Below are 19,321 nucleotides of genomic sequence, written 5' to 3' on the forward strand. Positions count from 1 at the left end.
TGGCCACCCCCCGTCCGGGCGTCCGGACGGGCCACGACCGCATGCTCGGCGGGTCGGTGGGTCAGCAGGTCAGCAGGTGCGCGGCTCCACCGTGATGTCGCGGGTCGTCGAGCGGCCGTCGTCGAGCGCGGCCGTGACCGTGGCCGTGGTGGCCGGGACCGACGTCGCGCGGGCCGCGAACGACTGGTACGCGTTCGCGCCCGGCGCCACCGCCGTGAACGTCCGCGTCCCGTACGGGGTCGTGAGCGTGACGTCGACGGGCACGTCCTCGCGGTTCGTCGCCCGGACCGCGACGTAGGCCTTGCCCGCGAGGCAGCGTGCGGACGCCTCGACGTCGAGCGCGACCTCGGGCGCGGTGCCCGCGCCGACGAGCCGCGCGACGCCCCAGCGGGCCGTCGACTGGTAGCCCGCCCCGGAGGGGTCCGCCCAGTTGCGGATCGCCGTGCGGGTGCCGTCCGACGCGTCGTTGACCTGGAGGTCGAGCCCGTGGAACGTGCCCTCGCCGCCCTGGTCGGCGAGGTCGACCGCGAGCTCGACGACGTACCCGTCGGCCGTGCGCGTCGTCGCGCTCGTGACGCGCGCCCGCTGCGCCGCCTCGTCGCCCGTGCCGAACGACACGGCGTTCTCGGCGCTCACGCGGACCTGGGTGTCCAGGTCCCGGTAGGCGCCGTTCTTGGCGTTGCCCGCGTCGACGTAGACCTCGACGGAGTCCTGCACCCACGGGTCGGAGCCGCTGACGTCCACCACCGGGTCGGCGACCTCGGCGAGCACGTAGAGCGTCCGGTCGCGCCACAGGGTGCGAACGGTCGCGACCGCGCCGCCGCTCCCCTGGACCTCCTTCGCGGTCGTCACGGGCGCGTTCGCCTCGGCCCACACGGCGTCGACGTCGCCGTCGACCGCGGGCGCGGCCGACGCGTGCGCGACCTCGAGGTACGACAGCTCCTCGAGCAGGCGCAGCGTGCCCGTCGCGCCGGGCGTGTTCCACGCGGACGTCGCACCGCCGTCGGTCCCCCCGTCCGTGACGCGTACGTCGAGCTCGAGCGTGTCGCCCGCGGCGGCGGCGTCGAGCGGGAGGTGCGCGACGACGTCGTACCCGCCCGCGCGCTCGGTCACCTCCGCGGAGGCCCCCGTGCTCGTCGTCCCGTCGCGGCCGACGACGTGCTCCGCGCCGTCGAGCGCGAACGTCACGGCATCGGCGGCGTCGGCGGTCGCGTCGTCGACGCTCGCGAACGCCGTGAGGTGGTCCGGGGCCCAGCGGAGCTGGAAGCCCACGTCTCCCGCCGAGGCGCCGCCGGGCGCGGCGAACGTGTGCAGCGGGAGCCGCTGCCAGTCCGGGGAGGCCGCGGCGTCGCCGTCGAGCGGGACGTCCCCGGCGAACACGTCGACCGTCCGCAGGAGGGACGGCAGCTCGCCGTCGACCACGCCGTGGTACGCGGGCTTGGCCTTCAGCGCGTCGTCGAAGACGAGCGGGGCGCCGTTGTCGACGCGCCAGCTCCGGCCGTCGGTGAGGCCCCACACGGTGACGGAGTACAGGTCGTCGGCGTGCGCGCGGAACACGCGGAACGCGTCGCGGTAGTAGTACCCCTGCTCGACGAGCGACGCCTGGGTGACCGGGGTCCCGGTCGTGACGTCGAGCTCGGTGACGGCCTGGGTCACGGGCAGGTCGGCGAACCGCTCGATCGCGCCCTCCAGCGCGGAGACCGGCATCGCGAGGCTCACGTGGAACTGGTGCCCCACGCCGTCCACCGGCACCCCGCGCGCGAGGAGCCGCTCGACGAGCGCGTGGTACCGGTCCTGCTTGCCGCCCTGCTCGGTGTTGTAGTCGTTGATGAACAGCGCGACCGGGCGCTCTCCGCGTTCCTTCGCCGCCGGGTCCGCGTAGACGTCGTTGAACGCCTCGTCGGCGTACGCGAACGCGAGGTCGAGGTACTCCTCGCCGAGGACCCGGAACCACTCCGAGCGGCGCAGGCCGTCGGGGTTCTCCCCGCCGTCCGACACGACCTCGTTCACCACGTCGAACGCCGTGAGCGGGTTGCCGCCGCCGAACGGGCCGTACGTGTCCGCGAGCGCCTGCGCGACGGAGAAGACGTGCGTCCGCAGGCGGTCGCGCAGGACCTGCCGGTCCGCCTCCGACGTCGTCAGGGGCGCGCCGTCGGCGCCCTCGAAGAACCACGCCGGCGTCTGCGAGTGCCACACGAGCACGTGGCCGTAGACGCGCAGGTCGTTCGCGGCCGCGTAGTCCATCAGCGCGGTGGCCTCGGGGTGCGTCCGGAAGGTGCGGTCCTCGTCGTACCAGGCCTCGGGCTTCATGTGGTTCTCGGCCGTGATCTGGTCGAAGTGGCGCAGCAGCAGCTCGGACGCCGCGCCGGACGTCTCCCGGCTGTCGACGGCCACCCCGACCGGGACGTCGACGGTCTCCTTGATCCCCGCGAGGTCCTCGACGGCGGGCGGCGGCGGGACGCGCAGCACGACGTCGTCGACGAGCAGGTCGCTCGTGTTGCCCCCGTTGTACGCGGTCTCCAGGTACAGCAGCGCGTCGTCCGCGTTCGCGCCCTGGAAGGTCGCGGAGACCCGGGTCCAGCCGTCGTTCGTCACGCCCGAGAGCTGGGCCAGCGTCGAGTACGTCGTCGCTCCGTCGACCGTGCGCGCGACGCTCAGCCACACGTCGTCCACGGGCTGCCCGTCCGCGAACCGCACCCAGGCCGAGAGCTCGTAGGTGGTGCCGGCGGTGAGGAGTCCCGTCACGTCGTGCCCGATCCCGTCGCCCGAGGTGTCGCGGCCCGAGACCAGCGCGGCCTGCGTGCCGCCGTGCGCCACGTCCGTGAGGTCGAGCGACGGCGTCGTCGCGTTCCCGGCGCGCGGGCCCCAGCCGCCCAGGCCGTCCTCGAAGCCGGTCTCCAGCAGGATCTCACCGCCGCGAGGAGGGGTCCCGACCGGGAACGTGAACTGCCAGCCCGCCGCGAGCCGCTCGGCGACGACCGTCTCGACCGCCACGAGCGTGCCCGCGCGGTCGCCGCCGCCGTCGTGCGCGAGCACGACCTCGCCGGGCTTCATCGCGGTGCGCAGGTTCGCGGCGAGGGTCTCGACGTCCTGGGTCTCCCAGTCGGAGATCGTGTTGACGACCGCGAGCGGCTGCATGCCGAGCGCGACGGCGACCTCGGGGGTGGCGCCCCACGAGCCGTTCGGCGCGCGGAAGAACGGGACCGGGTACGCCGGGTCGCCGAGCGCGTCGCGCAGGATGCCGAGGTTCTCGACGAGGTCGGCGCGCACCTGGTCCACCGACCACGCGCCCATGTCCGCGTAGCCCGTCGAGTGGTTGCACAGCACGTGGCCCTCGTCGACGATCCGGCGCAGGAGCTCGGCGCCGCCCGGCGCCTCGACGTTCTGGCCGATGACGCAGAACACCGCGTGCAGGTCGTGCTCGGCGAGGAAGTCGAGGAGCGCGGGCGTCGTCCCGGGGTTCGGCCCGTCGTCGAACGTCAGTGCCGCGACGTCGCCGGTCCCCTCCGCGAGACGCACGGGCGTCGGGACGGGGTTCACCGCTCCCCCGGGCACGACGTCACCGGGGTCGGTCGCGACGGTCGTCACGCGGACGTCGTCGAGCAGGAACGACGGGTGCGCGCCCGCGACGGGCGCGGCCTCGACGTAGAGCGACGCCGACGTGAGGCCGGCGGGCAGCGTGTACGTCCCGCCGATCTCCACCCAGCCGTCGGCCGTCGTCGCGACGGCCCCGCCGACCCACGTGTACGCCGTCCCCGACGCGCCCGTCTCCTGCACCGTGAAGTGGACCCCGGACGACCCGGTCGTGCCGGCGGGGAGCTTGACCCACGCCTCGACGTCGTACGCGACGCCGGGCTCGAGCAGCGCGAGCGCGTCGGTCCCGACGCCGTGCCACTCGGCCGTCCGACCCCTCACCGCGAGGCTCGACTCCCCACCGTGCGCCTCCGCGTCGGTCAGCGCGAGGGTGACCGGACCGCGCGCCGCCCACGGCGCCGTCCCCGTCGACTCGAAATCGTTCTCCAGAACGATATCGATATCGTTATCGACACCGGCAGGCGTCTGCGCTCCCATCGCATCCATCCCCACGGCCGCGCTCGCTCCCCCTCCCGCCACGAGGGTGGCGAGCACCCCCGCCACGGCGGTCCTCCACGTGCGTCTCATCGTCGTCGCTCCCTTGCGATCGGCTGCGCGGGGCACGTCGCCCCCGGGCGCACCGGCGCGCCCGGCCACACCCTAGGGGCACCCACCAGGTTCAGACAACGGTTGAACTATTTCTCGCCGCCCTCCGCCCACACCGGAGGTGACTCCGGCACGTCGCAGCTCCATCTCGGTCGACCAGAGTTCTCCCTCGGCCAGCCAGAGTTCTCCCTCGGCCGACCACGGTTCTCCCTCGGCGGTTGGCGAGAGGGCTGCGAGCGGTGGGGCCTGGTGTCCGACCATCACAGCGGGAAGCCCCGCCCCGGTCTGGGTGAGACCGGGGCGGGGCCGCGAGGTCACGACCTCCAGGTGTCCGACAGCGTCACCGAGCCGTCCGGGCCGACCGTCGCGGTGCGGTTGCCGCCGCTCTCCCAGACGACGTTCCCCCCGCCGTCGCGCTTGACGTACTTGTACTGGAACGTCGTCCCGGCCGGCAGGTCGAGGGTCGCGGTCCAGACGGGGTAGCTCGCGGCCGAGAGCGCGACGCCGTTCGCGGGCGCCCAGGATCCCAGAGCCGGGATGCTGCCGACGAGGAACACTCCCTGCCCCCAGGTCGTCGTCGCCGTCACGGCGAACGACGCGTCTCCCTGGCCCTCGACGGGACCGGGTCCCTCGCCCTCGTCCGCGCACGGGTCGCCGGCCGTGACGGCCCCACCCGAGACGGCGACCGCGGCACCGGTCAGGGAGTAGTCCTTGCCGCCGTTGTTGTCCCAGGAGCCCGAGCCGTTGGTGAACGCCGCCGTGACGGTCGCGGCGGCGCCGGTCGCGCCGGTCGGCAGGACGATCTCCTTCGAGACCCAGCCGGTGCAGGCCGCGGTCATCGCGGCGCCGGGCACCGCGGTCCAGGCACCCGTGCCGACTCGGTAGTGGACGTTGTACGCGTTCCACCCCTTGTCGGTCGCGTAGTAGACGGTCGTCGCGCCGCTCGGGTCGACGGGACCGGGGCCGCCGGTGCCGCCGTCGTCCACGGCGCCGACGTGCAGCGCGAGCGCCCCGTACGCCGGGACCGTCGCGGTGAAGGTGCCGGAGCCGGAGACGGTGACCGTCTTCGCGCAGTCCTTCGACGCCACGACGTCGCAGTACGTCCCGGCGGGGAGCGACGTCTGGTAGGTACGCGTGACGGCGCTCGCGGCGTTGTTGATCGTCACGTAGCCCTTGCTGCCGCGGCCGTACGCGATGTGGTTGCTCCCGTCGTCCCACCAGCTCGTCACCGCGGTCCCGGCGACGGCGTTGTGGAAGCCGACCATGCCCGCGACCTCGGTCCAGCGCTGCGTGCAGACCCATGCGCTGCTCGAGCAGCTCGCGTCGGGGACCGACGTCGCGGAGGCGCCCGGGGCGCCCGCGTCCTTGTCGGTCCACGTGTAGCCCGAGTAGACGCTCGGCGCGCCGTACGGCCACGAGAGCATGAAGGTGTTCGCGAGCGTGTACTTGGCGCCCCACTTGTAGTTCATGGTCTCGCCGTTGCGCTCGGTGTCGTGGTTGTCGACGAACACGCCCGCGCGGTCCGAGGGGAGCTTGTTGTCGCCGATGGTCCGCAGGTCCTTGATCTGGCCGTCGAACCGGGACTTGAGCTCGCGCGCGTAGAAGAACTCGTGCGAGTCGCCGGAGCCGAGGTACTCGGAGGGCTGGATCGGCTCGCCGCTCGCGCCGATGACCTCGTGCACCCAGAAGACGTTCGGGTTCGTGAGCCGCGCCTTGATCGCTGCGAGGTCCGCGGCCGGGATGTGCTTCGCGGCGTCGATGCGGAACCCGGCGACGCCGAGGGAGAGGAGGTCGTTGAGGTAGCCCGCGATCTTGCCGCGCACGGAGTCGGAGCCCGTCCGCAGGTCCTGGAGCGAGACGAGGCGGCAGTTCTGGACGTTGTACCGGTCGCCGTAGTTGCTGATGTTCGACCGGCAGTCGTTGAAGTCGTTCGGGCCGTACGGGACGCCGGGGAAGCTGTCCACGGAGTAGCTCGTCCCGCCCGTGCCCGTGCCCGACCCCGTGTCGGCACCGGCCGTGTGGTTGACGACGGCGTCGACGACCACGCCCACGCCTGCCGCCTTGCACGTGCTCACCATGTGCTGGAACTCGGCGCGGGTGCCGAGCTTGGACTCGAGCTTGTAGCTGACGGGCTGGTAGGACGTCCACCACGCCGAGCCCTGGATGTGCTCCTGCGGCGGCGAGACCTGGACGTAGCCGAACCCGGCCGGGCCGATCGTGCTGGTGCACTCGGCGGCCACGGAGTCCCACGTCCACTGGAAGAGGTTGAGGATCACGTCGCCCCGGCCGTTCGGGGAGTCGACGACGGGCGTGGGCACGGGCGGCGCCGCCGCGGCGGGCGCGGCGACCGGCACCGTGGCGGCGAGCGCCGCCCCGAGCGCGAGGGCGGCCGACGCCGCGGCCGCGACGAAACGCCGCAGGCGGCCGTCCCCGCGGCTCGTGCGCCTGGACGTTCGCCGGGCACGGCGACCGGCGACGGACGTCGGGGTGGGTGCCGGCGGACCGGCGGGGTCGGTGGTGCGCGTCATTGCTGCTCCTTCGAGGTGCTGCGGCCGACGGCACGCTCGGCATCGAGCGCGGAGGGCCACGCGGTGCTGACTGCGCCCCGGGGTGTCGGGCGCGTCCGGACTCGGCGGCTTTGCAGAGAGTTTCCGGATCTTGCTGCAACCTTACAGAGCAACCCCCACGCTGTCACGACCTCCTCCGTGGCGGCCGGTCGACCCGCCCGCGCCGAGCGATGCGCTCGGGGTCGGGTGACGCACGTCCGGGTGCTTCACCCGGCCGGGAGCGCAGCTCTCGCCGGCGGCACCTCGTGGCTGACCCGCGGGCCGTGCACCGTAGGCCCCGACGGCATAACGTCGAGCGGTACGCACCACGGGAGGAGACGACGACATGGGGACCAAGCGCCGCTGGAAGGACCTGACCAAGGGTCAGAAGATCGCCGTCGGGGTCGTGGGCGCGGCACAGGTCACGCTCACCGCCGCGGCGTACCGCGACCTGCTGCGCCGCCCGGCGGAGCAGGTGAACGGCACCAAGCTCGCGTGGGGCCTCGCGCTGCTCGTCAACTGGGTCGGCCCCATCGCCTACTTCCTCGACGGCCGCAAGAGCTGACCCCGGTCAGCGGGCGGCCGGCGACGTCCCGACCGTCGCCGCCGCGCTCACCTCGCCGAGGACCACGGCGTCGATGAGCTGGCGCGCCCACGTGAGCACCTCGGCACCGCGCAGCGGCCGGCCGCCGATGCGCGCCGTCGTCGGGTACGGCACGAGGAACGCGCGGATCGCGGGCTTGAGGAGCGTGCCCGGGTACAGGCGCTTGAGCCGGAGCTGCGCCGACTCCGCGAGGTCCACGGGCGCGAACCGGATGAACTTGCCCTGCGCGGTGACGTCCGTGAGCCCCGCGCGGCGCGCGTGGTTGCGGAAGTCCGCGACGTCGAACAGCGCGGACGCGACGTCGGGCAGCGCGCCGTAGCGGTCGACGAGCTCGGCCCGCACCTCCGCGAGCTCCGGGGCGTCAGTGGCTGCGGCGATCTTCTTGTACGCCTCGAGCCGCAGCCGCTCGGTCGCGATGTACGACTCGGGCAGGTGCGCGTCGACCGGCAGCTCGATGGAGATCTCGGGCTGCTCCTCGGGCCCGTCGCCCCGGTAGTTCGCGACGGCCTCCCCCACCATCCGCACGTAGAGGTCGAACCCGACCCCCGCGATGTGCCCGGACTGCTCGCCCCCGAGCAGGTTGCCCGCGCCGCGGATCTCGAGGTCCTTCATCGCGACCTGCATGCCCGCGCCGAGGTCGGTGTGGGCCGCGATCGTCGCGAGGCGGTCGTGCGCCGTCTCGGTGAGGGGCCGCTCGGGCGGGTAGAGGAAGTACGCGTACGCACGCTCGCGGCCACGGCCCACACGGCCCCGGAGCTGGTGGAGCTGGGACAGGCCGAGCATGTCCGCGCGCTCGAGGATGAGCGTGTTCGCGTTGGAGATGTCGAGGCCCGTCTCGATGATCGTCGTGCAGACGAGGACGTCGAGCTCCTTCTCCCAGAACGCCCGGATCACCTGGTCGAGCTGGTGCTCGTTCATCTTGCCGTGGGCCACGCCCACGCGGGCCTCGGGCACGAGCTCGCGCAGCCGCGACGCGGTGCGGTCGATCGTCTCGACCTTGTTGTGCACGTAGAACACCTGGCCCTCGCGCAGCAGCTCGCGGCGCAGCGCGGCGGCGATCTGCTTCTCCTCGTACGCGCCCACGTACGTGAGGACGGGGTGGCGCTCCTCCGGCGGCGTCGCGAGCGTCGACATCTCGCGGATGCCCGTGACCGCCATCTCGAGCGTGCGCGGGATCGGGGTCGCGGACATGGCGAGCACGTCCACGTTGGTGCGCAGCTGCTTGAGCGTCTCCTTGTGCTCGACGCCGAACCGCTGCTCCTCGTCGATGATGACGAGCCCGAGGTCCTTGAACCGGATGCTGCCCGTGATGAGCCGGTGCGTGCCGATGACGACGTCGACCTTGCCCAGGCGCAGGCCCTCGATCGTCTCCTCGGACTCCTTGGCCGTCTGGAAGCGCGAGAGCGCCTTCACCGTGACGGGGAAGCCCGCGTACCGCTCGGAGAACGTCTCGAGGTGCTGCTGGACCAGGAGCGTCGTCGGCACGAGCACGGCGACCTGCTTGCCGTCCTGGACCGCCTTGAACGCCGCGCGGATCGCGATCTCCGTCTTGCCGTAGCCGACGTCGCCGCACACGAGCCGGTCCATGGGGACCGTCTTCTCCATGTCCGCCTTGACCTCGTCGATCGTCGCGAGCTGGTCGGGAGTCTCGACGTACGCGAACGCGTCCTCGAGCTCGCGCTGCCACGGCGTGTCGGCGCCGAACGCGTGCCCCTGCGTCGCCATGCGCGCCGAGTACAGGCGGATGAGCTCGCCCGCGATCTCCTTGACGTGCTTGCGCGCGCGGGTCTTCGTCTTCGCCCAGTCGGCCCCGCCCATCTTGTTGAGGCTCGGGGACTCGCCGCCCGTGTACTTGGTGACCTGGTCGAGCTGGTCCATCGGCACGAACAGCCGGTCGCCCGGCTGGCCCCGCTTCGACGACGCGTACTCGATGACCAGGTACTCGCGCGTCGCCGCGTTGCCGCCGGTGCCGAGCGTGCGCTGCACGAGCTCGACGAACCGCCCCACGCCGTGCTGCTCGTGCACGACGAAGTCGCCCGCCTTGAGCTGGAGCGGGTCGACGACGTTGCGGCGCCGGCTCGGCATCTTGCGCATGTCGCGCGTGCTCGTGCCCGCGCGGCCCGTGAGGTCGGCCTCGGAGAAGACGGCGAGGCGGAGCTCCGGCGCGACGAAGCCCTTGCCGACCATGGCCGGGGTGACGAGGACGATGCCGCCCTCGGGCTCGTCGTCGAGCCGCGGCACGAGGCGCGCAGGCGTGTCGACGGCGCCGAGCTGCTCGACCATGCGCTTGGCGGGCCCGTGGCCCTCGGTCGTGAGCACGAGGCGCCAGCCCGCGTGCTGGAGCCCGCGCACGTCGTCCAGCGCGCGCGAGACGTCGCCGCGGTACGACTCGACGTCGCGCGCGCCGAGCGTGAAGGTCGGGACGCCGTCCGCGCTCTCGCCCACGTGCGCGGCCGTCGTGCCCGACGGCGCGCCCGCACCGGCTGCGGCCGGCGCACCGGCGTCGGGGGCCGCCTCGGTCGGCACGTCGAGGTCCGGGTTGTCGAGCGCGAACGAGGACAGCGTCCACCAGCCGAGGCCGCGGCGCTGAGCGACCGCGCGCACCTCCGCGAACGTCTCGAACGACGCCGCGGACAGGTCGAGCGGCGACGTCCCGCCCGCGACCGCCCCCGTCCAGGCGGCGGCGAGGAACTCCTCCGTGGTCGCGACGAGGTCGTGCGCGCGCCGGCGCACGCGCTCGGCGTCGTCGAGGACGAGCAGCGCGTCGTCGGGCACGAGCTCGAGCACCGGGACCATGCGGTCGACGAGGACGGGGGCCAGCGACTCCATGCCCTCCACCGCGACGCCCGCGGCGAGCTTGTCGAGCATCTCGACCGCGCCCGGCAGCTGCTCGACGAGCGCCGCCGCGCGCGCCCGCACGGACTCGGTGAGCAGGATCTCGCGGCACGGCGGCGCCCACAGCCCGTGCTCCGCGATCTCGAGGCTGCGCTGGTCCGCGACCGCGAACCAACGGATCTCCGACACCTCGTCGCCCCAGAACTCGACGCGCAGCGGGTGGTCCTCGGTGGGCGGGAACACGTCGAGGATGCCCCCGCGCACGGCGAACTCGCCGCGCCGCTCGACCATGTCCACGCGCGTGTACGCGGCCGCGACGAGCCGCTCCGCGACGTCGGTCAGGTCCGCCGTCGACCCGGCGTGCAGCTCGACCGGCTCGAGCTCGCCCAGCCCGTCCACGACCGGCTGGAGGAGCGCGCGGACGGGCATGACGAGCACGCGCACGGGGCCCGACGGCCCGATCTCCGGGTCCGGGTGCGCGAGGCGCCGGAACACGGCGATGCGCTTGGCGACGGTGTCCGCGCGCGGGCTCAGCCGCTCGTGCGGCAGCGTCTCCCAGCTCGGCAGCACCGCGACCACGTCCGCCAGCTCGTCCGGCAGGTAGGCGCGCACGCTCGCGGCGAGCTCGTCCGCGTCGCGCCCGGTCGCCGTCACGACCACGAGGGAGCGCGAGCCCGTGGCCCACGCGGTGCCCCCCGCCGTGCCGTCGGACGCCGCCCCGTCGACCGGGCCCGTTGCCCGTGCCCCGGCCATCGCGGCGAGCAGCGGCGGGCGCGCGCCGGCCGGGCCGACCACGTCCGCCTCGCCGCGGGCGCGCACGTGCTCGACCGCCGCCGTGGCGGCGGGGTCGGCGAGCAGCGCGGGCAGGATGCCGGTGAGGTTCATGCGGTGGGGTCCCTCCGAGGACGGTGGTCGGGAGCGTCGGCGGCCGCGCACGGGGCGGGCCCGGGTCGAGGACGGTACCGGGGCAGGCTGAGGACACGACGGGGCAGCACGAACGGCCCGGACCGAGGCTCACCGAGGGCGAGCGGGTCCGGGCTGACGTCGTGCGAGACGACGGATCCCAGCGTACGCCCCGGCGCCCACACGTCGACCGGCGGCCGCTCGAGGGGGACACGACATTTTCACCCGGCGTCTCCCGCTCGCGACCGGTGACACGGTCCCCGCTGCTCCGTCATGCTCGGGACGTGTCCACGTCTGCGGTGCCGGCCTCCGTGTCGGCCCGGCCCCGCTCCTCCGCGCTCCTGGTGGTGCTCGTGCTGCTCGTCGCGGCCTTCGTCGCGCTCTGGGCCGCCTCGCACCTCACCGTCGCGGGCCAGCGTGCCGACGCGGGGGCGTTCCGGACGCTCGCTCCCCTGCACGACGCGGGCCGCGACCTCGCGGGGGCGCTGCGCCGGGGTCTCCCGGTGGCGTGCGCGGCGGTCGTCGCCGTCCTGGGCGTGGTCGCGCTCGTGCGCCGCGCGTGGCGCGACCTCCTCGCCGCCGTCGTCGTCGTGCTCGGGACGGTCGGGATCGCGCTCGGGCTCCGCGAGGTCCTCGTGCGGCCGGACCTCGGGGGGTACGGCTACGCCCACCAGACCTTCCCGAGCGGGCACGTCGCGGTGGTCGGCGGCCTGTGCGTCGCGATCTGGCTGCTGTGGCCGTGGCGGTCGTCGCGCGCGGCCGCGGGCTGGGCCGCGATCGGGGTGACGGCGGTCGCCGCCCTCGCCTCCGTCGTGACGTACGCGCACCGGCCGAGCGACGTCGTCGGCTCGCTGCTCGTCGCGGCGGCCGTCACGGTCGCCGTCGTGTGGCTGCTCGACGTCCCGCGGGGGGCTCACGCGGCAGGGGCGCCCCCGGCCGCGGCTCCCGCCGTCACCGACGGGACGCCCCAGCCTCCCCGGGTCGGCGACCCCTCGGCCTGACCTCGGCGAGCCCCGCGTAGAGGTCCTCGTACCGGTCGACGACGCGCTCCCACGTGAAGTCCTCGACCCGCCGGCGGCCGGCGGCCCCGATCCGCCCCGCGCGCTCCGGGTCGTCGAGCAGGCCGAGCACGGCGGCCGCCAGCGCCTGGGTGTCCTGGGGGTCCACGAGCACGCCGTCGACGCCGTCGGTGACGATCTCCGGGGGCCCGCCCCGCACCGTCGCCACGAGCGGCCGGCCCGACCGCCACGCCTCGAGCACGACGAGCGGGGCGGCGTCGGCACGGCTCGGCACGACGACGACGTCCGCGTCCGCGAGCCGGGCCGCTACTTCGGACGGGTCCAGCCGCCCGGGCAGCTCGACGCGGTCCGTCAGCCCCGCCGACGCGACCCGGCGGCGCAGCGCGCCCGCCTCGCTCCCGTCGCCGACGACGACGAGCCGCGCCCGGTCGCGCAACGGCGACGACGCGAACGCGTCCACGAGCAGGTCGAAACCCTTGACGTGCTCGATCCGCCCCACCGCGACGACCACGGGCTCGCGCGCCGCGCCCGGTCGCGCGGGCTCCCCCGCCGCCGCGGCGTCCCGCGGACGGCGCTCGACCAGGTCGTGCCCGGCCACGTCGTGACCGGCCGCGTCGTGCCCGGCCAGGTCGACGCCGTTCGGGACGACCACGGCGTCCGGCGCCCCGAAGCGGACCAGGTCGTCCGCGACGACGCGCGAGCACCCCGTGACCGCGCCCGCGACGCCGATCGAGCGCTCGAGCGCCGCGCGCAGCAGCCGCGAGTGCTCGAACACGGCATAGTCGTCCGCGAACGTCTCCCCGTGGGAGCTGACCACGAGCGGCGTCCGCGTGAGCGTGCGCAGGCCGAGGGCGTACGCGCCGTTGGGGCCGAAGCACTGCACGTGCAGCACGTCCGGCCCGAACGCCCGGAACGCCCGGCCCCAGGCGAGCGCGGCCCCCGGTGCGGCGAGGGCGAACCGGGCGACGTCGCCGGGCCGGCTCGACGGCTGCGGGGTCGGCAGGTAGCGCACGAGGACGCCGTCCACGCGGCGCGTGCCGAGCCGCTCGCCGCGGTCGACGGTCCAGACCTCCACCGCGGTCCCCCGTGCCGCCAGCACCCGAGCGACGTGCCGCACGTGCGACTCGACGCCCCCGGTGTGCGGGTCGAACGAGCTCGCGACCAGTGCCACACGACGTCCCGCCATGCGCCCCTCACCCTCTCGCGGGACTGCCCGCGCCCGGTCCACGATCACCCGCTCATCACCCGCTCCCGCAGGTCCGGCGGGGCGTCCGCGCCACTAGAGTGGGCCACTCTACCGACCGCTCCGGTCGTCCCGACCGTGCCGCGCCCGCCGCGCACCACGCCCCGAGGGGGACCCTCCCGATGCCGCAGCTCGTCGTCGCGACCGTCGCGGTCGAGGTCCCGATGGGGGCCCAGGTGTACCAGGAGGAGGTCGCCTCGCGCGCGGCGGGAGCGCTCGCGGACGGTTCCGCCGACGCGACCGGCAGCTGGTCCGTCGACCGCGCCGTCTTCCGCTCGCTCCGCTCCCCGCTCGCCGGGACCCACCGGCTCCCGCTCGGACGCCTCGGCTCCGCGAGCCCCGCGGTGCGCCGGGCCGTCGGCCGCGCGGTCTACCCGCGCGGCGCGGTCGTGCACCGCGTGGGGCTCGACCTGCCGCCGCACCCGACGCGCGACGTCGTCGCCGTGCAGGACGTCGTGTCGTGGCGCTACGACGACGAGTCCGCGCCGGTGCGCGCCGCCGCCGAGGAGGTCCGCCGCGCGGCGGCGGTCGTGTGCGTGTCGGAGTTCAGCGCGGACGAGGCGGCCGACGTCCTCGGGCTCGCCGAGCGACCGTCCGTGGCCTACAACGGCGTCGACCCGGTCTACTTCTCCGCCGAGCCGCTCCCCCGCGAGCGTCTCGCGGCGCTCGGGGTCGACGGCCCCTACGTGCTGCACGCGGGCGGTGCGTCGCGGCGCAAGAACCTCGAGGAGCTCGCGGTCGCGTGGACCGCCGTCCGCTCCGCGCGCCCCGACCTCACGCTCGTCATGAGCGGGCCGCCGCACCCCCGGCGCACCGCGCTGTTCGCGGACCTGCCCGGCACGCGGCTCGTCGGTCGGCTGCCGGGCGAGCTCATGCCAGGGCTCGTCGCGGGCGCCGCGGCCGTCGTCGTGCCGTCGCGCTACGAGGGGTTCGGGCTGCCCGCCCTCGAGGCCATGGCGGCCGGGGTCCCCGTGGTCGCGGCGCGCACCAGCTCGCTGCCCGAGGTCGTAGGCGACGGCGGCGTGCTCGCCGAGCCGGACGGCGCGAGCCTCGCGGAGGCGCTGCTGTGGGTGACGACGCGCGACGCCGAGGTCGAGGCGCTCGTCGGGCGCGGCCGCGAGCGCGCGGCCACGTTCACGTGGGAGCGCAGCGCCGCGCAGCACGCGGCGATCTGGCGAGCGGTCGCCACGCGCGGCTGACCGCGCCCGCACCCGGGCGACGGTGCTCACCCCGCCGGCTCCCACGCCCGGACCGCGCTGATCGTCGCGATCCACTCGCTCTCCGTCGCGAGCGGGATGAAGTCGGGGTGCAGCCCGCCGACGATCCCCGTGTAGTTCGCCGCGAGCACGGGCACGTCGCGCTCGGTCGTCATCGGGAGCGCCACGCGCACCGCCGTGACCTCGACGGGCTCGAATGTGAAGAGCGCGACGCGGTCGAGGAACTGGTCGGTCTGCTGCGCGACGTCGTGCCAGTCGCCGTCGGGCGTCCGCACGGAGACGGTGTAGTCGCGCAGTCCTGACGTGCAGCACCGGATGCCGGCCGTCGCGACGGCGACGCGGTCGATCGTGCGCGGGCCGTCGGTGGTGACCTCGACACCGGGGGCCTCGTCGACCGACCCGTCGGCCAGGCGGCCCGACCGCCAGGGCTCGCGCACGGCGAAGGTGCCGGACGTGACGACGTCGGGACCGCTCGCGTCCTCGTGGGTCGACGTCGCGGTCACCGGTCGGCCCTCGAGGACGTCGTCCCCGAACGCCTCGGCGGGAGCGACCCCGAGCGCCGTGCCCGCGGGCGCGACGAGCAGGACGGGAGCGCCGTCCACCGGGACGTCGACCCCCTCGGAGGGAACCTCCAGGCCGCGCTCGGCGCCGTACGGGTCGCGCGCGGTCACGGTGACCGCGCCGCCCGGCGCCGTGAGCCGCACGGTGGTGGACAGGTCCTCGCTCCACAGCGCGAGCAGCTCCGCACCCTCGACCCCTCCGGTCCCGGGCGCGCGCACGGCGTGGACCCCGGGGATGCCGGTGTCGACCTCCTCGGGCGGCCCGAACCCGTCGAGGAACGGCGCGCTCGCCGCGAAGGCGGCGCCGGCGGGCTTCACGTACTGCCCGTACTGGAGCAGCGACCACGAGTTCCCCGCCTCGCCGAACCCGCCCTCGGAGAAGAAGTACGTCCACTCGCCGACGCCCTCGAGCCCGTACCAGAGGAGCTTGCGCACGACGTCGGACCCGCCCGCCCAGAAGTTCGCGACGCCGTCGGACCACCACCCGGTCTCGGTGTCCCACACGGGAACCTCGCCGCACGGACCGATCGCCTCGCGCAGCCGGTCCAGCTCGGCGCCGTCCGCGGAGAACCCCTCCTCCTCCCACGACCGGTTGAACCCGGTGTAGGGGTGGATCCCGACGACGTCGAGCGAGTCGCAGCCACCCGCCGCGACCAGGTCGGCCCACCACGCGGGCTCGATCCCGAGCGTGTTGCCGCCGACCACGACGACGTCGGCCGACGCGTCGCGAGCGCCCGCCGCGAACGGCGCGCCGACCTCCTCCTCGTACGCGGCCGCGTCCTCGTAGCCCGTGTTGTTGGGCTCGTTCCAGGGCTGCCAGTAGCGGATCTGCGGCGCGTGCTCGTGGACGGCGGCGACGATCTCGCGCGCCCAGCCCTCCCAGGTGCCGGCCTCCACCGCGGCCTGCTCCGCCTCGCCCCCCGAGCCGAGCTGGAGCGTGAGGACCACGCCTGTCTCCCCGGCGAGCTCGGCGGCGGCCGCGAGCTCGGTGAACGGGTCGACGTCGGCGGGCTCCTCGCCCTCCTCCACGTCGGGCTCGAACGCCGCGTTCGGCAGCGAGTCCCAGACGAGCGCGGCGGCGTCCGGCTCGGCGGTCGGGTCGGGCACGATCGCCCCGAAGTCGAGCTGCGTGCGATGGCTGCCCACGCCGAGCTGGTCGGCGAGCTGCACGCCGCGCAGCGGCCCCGCGCCGCCCCAGTCCGCGCCGTCCGCGAGCGCCGCCGGGTCGAGTCCGCTGCCCGCGGCGGCGACGGTGTAGCGCAGGCACGTCCCCGAGACCGCCTCGCCCGTCGCGGCGTCGACGAGCGCGGCGTCGACCTCGTACACACCCGGTCGGGTCGGCGGCAGGTCGAGCGGGAGCTCGCCGCCCTCGGCCGGGAGGTCCACCACGGTCTCCGCGCCGACCACCGGGTCCCACACGCGCGGGTCGCCGCGCACCTGGTACCGCAGGCGGTACGTCCCGGCGGAGGCTCCCCACGCGTCGTCGAACGCGGCGACCACGCGCGGTGCGGACCCGTCGGGGAAGACGCCGTAGGGCGCGTCCACGAGCAGCCCGGCGCCGAGACCGAGCCCGCCGAACAGCTCCTCGTTCGCCGCGTTGTACTTCACCGGCGCGCCGAGCTGGTACGCCATGCGGTCGGCCGTGATCTCGGTGATCGCGAACCCGCCGTCCTCGCCGTGCGTGAGCACGTAGTAGGGCGTGTCCCCCGCGGTGCCGTCGCGCAGCACCGGCGTGCTCTCCCACAGCGCGAACGGCTGCTCGAGGTCCTTGTGCGTGTCGGGCCACACGCCCCGGAACACGCCGTCGCTCCCCCACCACCGGAACCCGAGGTTCTCGTCGGCGACGACGAGGCCGTCGCCCTCCGACCCCGACGACGGCCCGGTGGTCGCACCCGTCGTGTCGTCGAGCCACGGCACGCGCGGGACGCCGAACGGTCGCCCGCGCACCCACGAGGCGCCGAGGTGGAGGTCCGGTTCGTCGCCGCCCGGCCCGACGGCGCGCAGGTCGAGCGTACGGCGCTCGTCGTCGCGCACGTCGGTCTGGACGAGGGCCGTGCCGTCCGGGAGCTGGGCGAGGACCGCGCCCTCGAACGGGGTGTCGGCGAGGAGCTCTCCGTCACCCGACACCTCGTGCAGGACCTCGCCCGCCTCCTGGACGCCGACGACGGTCCGGCCGTCGTCCGTCCAGCGCACCGTCCCGTACAGGTCGAGCAGGTCGCCCGCGGTGTGCTCCCCCGCGGGGATCGTCGTCGCCCACGTCGTGGTGCCGTCCGGCGCGACCTTGAGCAGGTCTCGCCGGTGCATGAGCGTGTCGAGCAGGTAGACGCTCCCGTCGGGGTCGGCCTCGAAGGAGTCCGTCCGGAACGTCTCGCTCGCGCCGTCCCATTCGAGCTCGACCGGCGTCGTCGCCTCCACGTCCCCGGTCGCGAGGTCGTAGCGCGTCACGGTGTACGTCGCCTCGCGGTCCCACTCGAGCACGTACGCCGCGCCGTCGAGCACGCGGAACGTGACGAGCTCGCCGTCGTCGAGCGTCACGACGTCGTCGACCACCGTGCGGATCCCGTCCAGCGCTTCGGTGTCGACCCCGTCGTCGGTCACCTGCTCGAGGCGAGGGAAGCCGCACAGGGGCAGCGCGCCCGTCTGCGTGACGGGTGCCGCCGCGGGGACCGGCGACGCGGTGAACGGCTGCGCGTCCGACGTGCTCGCCGTCCCCGTGCCACCGATCGCGACGGCGGCGACCAGCCCGAGGACTGCGGCGACGACGCCGCCGACCACCGTGGGGTCCGCGCCGCCCGGCGACCCCTTGCCGTCTTCGTCCGAAGCCATCTCGTCGCCCTGCCGTCGTCGGGCCCGGCACTGGTGCCGCTCCCGCGATCGTAGGACCGCGCCCCGCCGTCGCAGAGCGCCCGAGAGCACTTTCACCCGCGTTCGTCCGGTTCCGGGCCCGATTCACCCGTTCGACCCGGCCGCCGGCAGGGGCAGGACGACTATCTTTCATCTGTGCAGGCGACCACGGAACCCGCGATCCGCGTCGCCGGGCTGGGCAAGACCTACCGGCTCGGCGCGTTCGGCGAGCGACCCTCGACGGCGGCGTCCGCCGCGATCCAGTGGATCCGATCGACCGGCAAGCAGAAGTACACGCTGTTCGACGCCCTCGACGACGTCTCCTTCGAGGTCCCGCAGGGCGAGGCGCTCGGGATCGTCGGGCGCAACGGCGCGGGCAAGTCGACGCTGCTCAAGATCCTCACGCGCGTCACCGCGCCCACGCGCGGGCGCATCGAGCTCACCGGGCGCGTCGGGTCGCTCCTCGAGGTCGGCACGGGGTTCCACCCCGAGCTCACGGGCAAGGAGAACATCTTCCTCAACGGCGCGATCCTCGGCATGACGCGCAAGGAGATCACCAAGCGCTACGACGAGATCGTCGCGTTCTCCGGCATCGAGAAGTTCCTCGCGACCCCGGTCAAGCGCTACTCGTCCGGCATGTACGTGCGGCTCGCGTTCTCCGTCGCGGCCCACCTCGACACCGAGATCCTCGCGATCGACGAGGTGCTCGCCGTCGGCGACGCCGAGTTCCAGCGCCGCTCGATCCAGAAGATGCGCGAGGCCGCGCAGGGCGGGCGCACCGTGCTCTACGTGAGCCACCAGCTCCAGACGGTCCAGGCGCTGTGCACGTCCGCGGTCCTCCTCGACCGCGGGACCCTGACGTACTCCGGGACGGTCGAGGGCACGCTCCAGGCGTACCGCGACAGCTTCGAGAGCTTCGCGGCCGCACAGTCCGACCCCGCGAAGCGCCCCGGGAACGGCAACCTCCGCCTGTCCTCGGTCCGTATGGAGGACGAGTTCGTCAAGTCGTCGCAGGACATCGTGGTGGACTTCGAGGCGCCTGCCAGCAAGGACCTGATCGGGACGTACTTCGTCTCGATGCACATCAACAACGACCAGGGCACCGTCATCGCACAGTGCGACTCGCGGCTCGTCGGGAAGTGGTTCGACCCGGAGCGACCCCAGAGGGGCCGCCTCGTGGTCCGCGACCTGTGGCTCAAGCCCGGCCAGTACACGGTCGACGTCTACGCGTGCCAGGCCGGTGTGCTCGACGCCTGGGAGGGAGCGTGGCGCTTCGAGGTGCTGCCCGACCTCCCGTACCCCGAGTTCACGGAGTCGTCGGGCACCGAGAAGGGCATGGTCTTCGTGAACTTCGACTACGAGGGGGCCTGA

9 protein-coding genes are annotated in these 19,321 nt (G+C 74.4%); 4 read left to right on the forward strand and 5 right to left on the reverse strand.

Features of this window, described 5'->3' with window-relative positions; all coding sequences use genetic code 11:
• Nucleotides 1-69 precede the first annotated feature (69 nt).
• Together ACFVN3_RS14705 and ACFVN3_RS14710 are read right to left on the reverse strand one after the other, a co-directional pair.
• Nucleotides 70-4,161 carry an endo-1,4-beta-xylanase gene (locus ACFVN3_RS14705; protein ID WP_378233643.1) on the reverse strand — a complete coding sequence of 1,364 codons (4,092 nt, stop codon included), beginning with the start codon at nt 4,159-4,161 and terminating at the stop codon, nt 70-72.
• Nucleotides 4,162-4,493: 332 nt separating this feature from the next.
• Nucleotides 4,494-6,707 (reverse strand): carbohydrate-binding module family 20 domain-containing protein, encoded by a 2,214-nt coding sequence (locus ACFVN3_RS14710; protein WP_378233645.1) that lies wholly within the window; start codon nt 6,705-6,707, stop codon nt 4,494-4,496.
• 364 nt (nt 6,708-7,071) lie between these two features.
• Here ACFVN3_RS14710 and ACFVN3_RS14715 point away from each other — a divergent pair, with 364 nt between their 5' ends.
• Nucleotides 7,072-7,290, forward strand: coding sequence for a PLD nuclease N-terminal domain-containing protein (locus tag ACFVN3_RS14715; RefSeq protein ID WP_047234128.1), 219 nt, complete (start codon nt 7,072-7,074; stop codon nt 7,288-7,290).
• A gap of 6 nt (nt 7,291-7,296) precedes the next feature.
• Here ACFVN3_RS14715 and mfd read toward each other — a convergent pair whose 3' ends face one another.
• Nucleotides 7,297-11,049, reverse strand: coding sequence for a transcription-repair coupling factor (gene mfd, locus ACFVN3_RS14720; protein ID WP_378233646.1), 3,753 nt, complete (start codon nt 11,047-11,049; stop codon nt 7,297-7,299).
• 302 nt (nt 11,050-11,351) lie between these two features.
• Between mfd and ACFVN3_RS14725 the strand changes: the two genes are divergently transcribed.
• Entirely contained in the window at nt 11,352-12,068 is a 717-nt protein-coding gene (locus ACFVN3_RS14725; protein ID WP_378233647.1) for a phosphatase PAP2 family protein, read from the forward strand.
• On the opposite strand, the gene ACFVN3_RS14730 is transcribed toward ACFVN3_RS14725, so the two are convergent.
• A complete protein-coding gene (locus ACFVN3_RS14730; protein ID WP_378233648.1) occupies nt 12,019-13,272 on the reverse strand; it encodes a glycosyltransferase family 4 protein in 1,254 nt (417 codons plus the stop codon). The two genes, ACFVN3_RS14725 and ACFVN3_RS14730, sit on opposite strands and share 50 nt — an antisense overlap.
• 179 nt (nt 13,273-13,451) lie before the next feature.
• Here ACFVN3_RS14730 and ACFVN3_RS14735 point away from each other — a divergent pair, with 179 nt between their 5' ends.
• Complete coding sequence (locus ACFVN3_RS14735) at nt 13,452-14,528, forward strand: glycosyltransferase family 4 protein (protein WP_378233649.1); 1,077 nt, start codon at nt 13,452-13,454, stop codon at nt 14,526-14,528.
• 26 nt (nt 14,529-14,554) lie between these two features.
• Here the strand turns inward: ACFVN3_RS14735 and ACFVN3_RS14740 are convergent, their stop codons facing one another.
• A complete protein-coding gene (locus ACFVN3_RS14740; RefSeq protein ID WP_378233650.1) occupies nt 14,555-17,932 on the reverse strand; it encodes a hypothetical protein in 3,378 nt (1,125 codons plus the stop codon).
• A gap of 174 nt (nt 17,933-18,106) precedes the next feature.
• Between ACFVN3_RS14740 and ACFVN3_RS14745 the strand changes: the two genes are divergently transcribed.
• Nucleotides 18,107-19,321 (forward strand): ABC transporter ATP-binding protein, encoded by a 1,215-nt coding sequence (locus ACFVN3_RS14745; RefSeq protein WP_378233651.1) that lies wholly within the window; start codon nt 18,107-18,109, stop codon nt 19,319-19,321.

The sequence above is a fragment of the Cellulosimicrobium sp. NPDC057862 genome (genome assembly GCF_042797035.1).
In the GTDB taxonomy this organism is placed as follows: Bacteria; Actinomycetota; Actinomycetes; order Actinomycetales; family Cellulomonadaceae; genus Cellulosimicrobium.

What these genes read in the sequence shown, in the direction of transcription:
- ACFVN3_RS14705 (WP_378233643.1), bottom strand. Translation starts at nt 4,161, where the DNA reads ATGAGACGCACGTGGAGGACCGCCGTGGCGGGGGTGCTCGCCACCCTC.
- ACFVN3_RS14710 (WP_378233645.1), bottom strand. Translation starts at nt 6,707, where the DNA reads ATGACGCGCACCACCGACCCCGCCGGTCCGCCGGCACCCACCCCGACG.
- ACFVN3_RS14715 (WP_047234128.1), top strand. Translation starts at nt 7,072, where the DNA reads ATGGGGACCAAGCGCCGCTGGAAGGACCTGACCAAGGGTCAGAAGATC.
- mfd (WP_378233646.1), bottom strand. Translation starts at nt 11,049, where the DNA reads ATGAACCTCACCGGCATCCTGCCCGCGCTGCTCGCCGACCCCGCCGCC.
- ACFVN3_RS14730 (WP_378233648.1), bottom strand. Translation starts at nt 13,272, where the DNA reads ATGGCGGGACGTCGTGTGGCACTGGTCGCGAGCTCGTTCGACCCGCAC.
- ACFVN3_RS14735 (WP_378233649.1), top strand. Translation starts at nt 13,452, where the DNA reads ATGCCGCAGCTCGTCGTCGCGACCGTCGCGGTCGAGGTCCCGATGGGG.
- ACFVN3_RS14740 (WP_378233650.1), bottom strand. Translation starts at nt 17,932, where the DNA reads ATGGCTTCGGACGAAGACGGCAAGGGGTCGCCGGGCGGCGCGGACCCC.